The sequence below is a fragment of the Pararhodobacter zhoushanensis genome, assembly GCF_003990445.1.
Taxonomy (GTDB): domain Bacteria; phylum Pseudomonadota; class Alphaproteobacteria; order Rhodobacterales; family Rhodobacteraceae; genus Pararhodobacter; species Pararhodobacter zhoushanensis.
In genome coordinates this window covers 1-3966 of record NZ_REEZ01000022.1, presented here as the reverse complement: position 1 = coordinate 3966, position 3966 = coordinate 1, and the positions used below count along the sequence as shown (strand labels likewise).

General features: G+C 58.4%; 2 protein-coding genes. Both read right to left on the bottom strand.

The genetic code is table 11. The features are described 5' to 3' along the window. Positions 1-288 precede the first annotated feature (288 nt). The gene (locus EAE28_RS23465) at positions 289-2175 is read right to left on the bottom strand and encodes a PhoX family protein (RefSeq protein WP_127110885.1); all 1887 of its coding nucleotides are present in this window, start codon (positions 2173-2175) and stop codon (positions 289-291) included. A 234-nt stretch (positions 2176-2409) separates the two neighbouring features. Then, positions 2410-2856, bottom strand: coding sequence for a hypothetical protein (locus EAE28_RS23460; RefSeq protein ID WP_127110883.1), 447 nt, complete (start codon positions 2854-2856; stop codon positions 2410-2412). Between the last annotated feature and the right edge of the window lie 1110 nt (positions 2857-3966).

Sequence of the window (3966 nt, the reverse complement as noted above, 5' to 3'; positions counted from 1 at the left end):
TCATTGCCCCCATCAGTTCGCGAGCATGAATCACGCAGCCAAGCAGTCCGCAAGACGATTAATGGGTCCTGAGCCTACGCCACTGCCTGCCCAAGGCAAACGTGGCATGGAAGACACGCTTAGGGGAAGCCCTCAAAACCCGGGAACACCCTTGCCAAAAGGTTAACGCGACCCGCCAACCCCTTGTTTCCAATCACCCCAGACCCCTGTCCCATCAGGGGACACCGCCAAAAAAAGAACGGGCCCCCTTTCGGGAGCCCGACCTTTGTTCACAGATCTTGACGGGCGTTAGCCCACCAGACCACCATCCTCACGCGTCACCGCGATCACCGACGAGCGCGGCAGACCATTGCCGGTCGGCCAGCTGCCGCCCGGGTGCTGGATGCCGACGAACATCGTGCGGCGATCCTCGGACCAGCACAGCCCCGTGACCTCGGACCCGTTCGGCCCGGTCAGGAAGCGCGCCATCGCGCCCGTCGCCGGATCACCGGCCAGCATCTGGTTGTTGCCCTGACCGGCAAAGTCACCCTCGTTGCTGTCGTCGCCGTCGGTCTGCACCCAGAGCAGCCCGGTCGAGTCAAACGCCATCCCGTCGGGCGAGTTGAACATGTTGCCCGCCGTCACGTTGTCCGAGCCGCCGTAAGCGTCCGAATGCACCGCCGGGTTGCCCGCCATCACATAGAGATCCCAGGCAAAGCCGGTCGCCGCATGGTCGTCGTCATTGGGGAACCAGCGCACGATCTGGCCGTACTGGTTGGCCTCACGCGGGTTGGGGCCGCCCACCGGCGTCTCGTCGCCGCCCGCATTGGGGCGGGTGCCGCGGCGGGTGTTGTTGGTCAGGCAGCAATAGGCCTCGACCGCGTAGGGGTTGACCGCGACCCACTCGGGCCGGTCCATCGTCGTCGCACCGACCGCCGAACCCGCGCTGCGCGCGAAGATCAGCATCTCGGCCATCTCCATGCCGGTCGATTCGGGCGTCAGGGCCAGCCATTCGCCGGTCATGTCATCGTTGAATTTGGCCGCGTAGAGCGTGCCGTCATCCAGCAGACCCTCGGTCGAGCCGCCCGGGGTATAGACCCCGTTCGAGACGAACTTGTACAGGAACTCGCCGCGCTCATCATCGCCCATATAGACCACGACACGCCCGTCACGCGCCAGAACCACCTCGGCGTTCTCATGCTTGAAACGGCCAAGTCCGGTGTGCTTGACCGGGGTCGAGGTCGGATCGGTCGGGTCGATTTCCACAACCCAGCCCGCGCGGTGCGGCTCGTTCGGCTCTTGCGTCACGTCGAAACGCGCGTCCCATTTGTGGTAGTCATAGCCCCAACCCTCGGCGCTCACACCATAGCGGGTGTAACCGGCGGCGATCTTCTCGTCCGACGGCATCTCGCCGGTCGCCCCGAAGTAGCCGTTGAAGTTCTCTTCGCAGGTCAGATACGTGCCCCACGGCGTCTTGCCCGAGCCACAGTTGTTCAGCGTGCCCAGCGCCTGCATCCCCGTGGCATCGGCCGAGGTCTGCATCAGCGCATGACCCGCCGCCGGGCCGGTCAGCGTCATCGGCGAGTTGTGGTGCAGGCGGCGGTTGAACGGGCTGTCCACGACAACCGACCAGCCGTTCTCATCCTCGGCGATCTCCATCACCGAGACCCCCTGCAAGTGCTGCAGCTTGAGAACGTCCTCGGCATTGGCCGGAACCCCCTCTTGCGCGGCGGGCAGGTTGATGTCGTTGTTGGTGTATTCCTGGTTGATCGCGATCAGCTGGTGGCCGCGGAACGAGAAGGTCTCCATCCCGTCGGTGTTCTCACCGAACACGCGGTCCGACCCGGCAACCGGGCCACCCTCGGCCACATCGTAATCCGCAGCGTCCGAGAACAGCGCATCGCCCCAGCTGACCAGGACCTTGCTGCGGTAGCCGGCGGGCACATGCACCACGCCATCGGTCTGCGCATCGATCGCGGTGAAGGGGAAGCGCGCGGTCGTCGAGGCCAGCGCGCTGCGCCCGGTCAGCATCCCGGTGCCCATCACCATAGCGCCCGAGCCAAAGGCCAGCACGCCGCGCAGGAAACCCCGGCGGTTCAAGGCGCTCTCGACCACACGGTCAAAATCATTCTCAGGAGAGCGCGGGAAGTTCAGCTCGTCCCACTCGTCGGCGGAGAGTTTGGTCTTGTCGGTCATCGTGGCTATCCGTTTCTTGCGTTGGCTGCACGGGGTCAGTCGCGCATCGGATAGGCGAGTCGTGAAACGGAGAGGTGACAGGAGGGTGACGGGTTTGTGACGGGAGGGGCTTCGGCCCTGAGCGGCCGTTCGTCCTTCGTGCAGCATTTTGGAGTTTGAAGGTCGGCAGGGCGTGACAGAACCGTCGGTGATTAGACGGGAAAACTGGTTAAATTGCCCTTCAGGTACTATTCTTTAATCATGAGCCATGTAGTCAGATGACCTAAGCCTTCTTGTGTCTTTCCCATTTGGCTTGTTGAAAACACCAAATAGACGACTTTCCGCTTTGACTCGTTCCCAGTCGTGTTTAAGGAGCCGGGCAACTTGGGCCAAGAACTTTCTTCTCAAGAAGTCATCAGGTGTCTCTACGGCCCTGTTAAGAGTTTCAAGGATGTCATTGTCATCACTATCATCGGGATTGAGACGAATCCGGAACTCTCCAATAATTATGAGAAAATCAGGTAATTGAGTTTCTTTGCTCAACATCAACCTTACCGCTTCGGTCGTGAGCTGTCGTATTCGGTCACGCCACTCCTTGCGCTCTTCAACTACATCTTTTGAGTAACCAGACGCCTTCGCTGTTGTATATGCAACGATGACCGAAACAAGTGCGCTAAGAGCGATTGTGATTAACTCATTCATATTTCGGAATTTTCTCTTGTAGTGCTCTGACTTGGCTCCGCTCGCATGAGGATAAGTTGATCCCGCAGTCGATGATAGTCTGAAAATAGAAAAATATTCTAAACGGTCACCGTTAAGGCAGTAATGGACTCCGAATTCGATCTGCGGCGGTGCAGCAGAGGTTCAGCTTGCCGCCTCGAGCGCGCGTCGCCTCCGGCCCTAAGCGGCCATTCGCTAGAATGCTCCTAGCTGCGGGGCAGCTTCTCCAGCGTTGCCGTTTATGCAAACTTGCAGCAAAGTCCAACGAACTGAGATCAACGGTGTAGACAAAACGGGCTTGCGCTTCTGTATAGCATCTCAAGTGGTAGAAAGTGTCGGACGGCTGCAACGTCGGCTTTCCCAAGAGGCTACATATTTCCTCAATAAGTGTTGAAATCATTGTAGGGCGTGTCTAGCACAATACAAACATAGCTCTCTAACAGAGCTTGTCGCATTTGGTCACTCTCCTCGACAAAGCGGTAGTCCATTTTTCGTATGCGTGCCTTCGCTTCTGAAAAGGCGTCAGCATAGTCTTGGCGTAATATTAAGTCGGCCCGTCCTTCGCCTTTTCGATAGGTGGCTTTGTGTCCGACGACCTCCGCCATTAGCTTCCATGCAAATGAGGCTTGGTTGTGTTTTGCGAATTTTCCGCAGTGCAGTCTATATCGTTCAGCAATACGATTAGAGCGACCGACATATAAGTGGCGGTCTCCCTCGCTGAACAAATAGATACCACTTCTCGGAGTAGATTGTCGCGACGGAGGGGTCCCGCGCAACGGCTTCATCGCCATCAATCGCTCGAATGACGGCTCCAGGCTATCAACCACTTTGATAAATCTTGAATGCATACTGAGGTTTCCAAGGTGTCGGCAGCCAAGAGCTTTATTCCGAATAAAAGCAGTGTCGCATCGTATCACGCACAAGTCCCCTTCTGGCACACTGATGCCACGTCGAGCAAAGCAAAAAATGCTCGACCGGTCACGCGGAGGCGCGGCAGCACTCTTACTCAGATCAGCTAGGCTCAGGACCCATTAATCGTCTTGCGGACTGCTTGGCTGCGTGATTCATGCTCGCGAACTGATGGGGGCAATG

What these genes read in the sequence shown, in the direction of transcription:
- EAE28_RS23465 (WP_127110885.1), bottom strand. Translation starts at nt 2,175, where the DNA reads ATGACCGACAAGACCAAACTCTCCGCCGACGAGTGGGACGAGCTGAAC.
- EAE28_RS23460 (WP_127110883.1), bottom strand. Translation starts at nt 2,856, where the DNA reads ATGAATGAGTTAATCACAATCGCTCTTAGCGCACTTGTTTCGGTCATC.